At 50.9% G+C, this 346-nt stretch carries 1 protein-coding gene; it reads left to right on the top strand.

What is annotated here, in order from left to right:
- Positions 1-346 (top strand): DUF1028 domain-containing protein (locus V7149_RS12785; RefSeq protein ID WP_438824113.1); only part of this gene is annotated, 346 nt, incomplete at both ends.

Raw genomic sequence — 346 nt, 5'->3', positions numbered from 1 at the left:
GGGGAATTGCGGTTCAGTCTAAGTTTCTTGGTGTGGGGGCTGTTGTGCCGTTTGCCAAAGCCGGGGTTGGTGCGGTAGCCACCCAATCCTATGCGAATACTTCTTATGGCCCGAAGGCACTTGAATTATTTGCTCAAGGGAAAACAGCACAAGAGGTAATGGATATCATAACGGAGGAGGATCCGCAAAAAGGGTTGCGCCAGGTTGGAATCATTGATGCGTTCGGTAACGCGGTTACCTTTACGGGAAAAGGCTGTTATGACTGGGCTGGGGGAATCACAGGCCCTCATTTTGCGGCGCAGGGAAATATTTTGGTAGACGAAAAAACGGTACATGCGATGGCGGA

Origin of the sequence: Bacillus sp. JJ1503 (assembly GCF_036965125.1) — a bacterium.
Lineage (GTDB): Bacteria > Bacillota > Bacilli > Bacillales > Cytobacillaceae > Cytobacillus.
The sequence above is the reverse complement of the archived record's forward strand: the minus strand, read 5'-3'. Positions and strand labels throughout refer to the sequence as shown.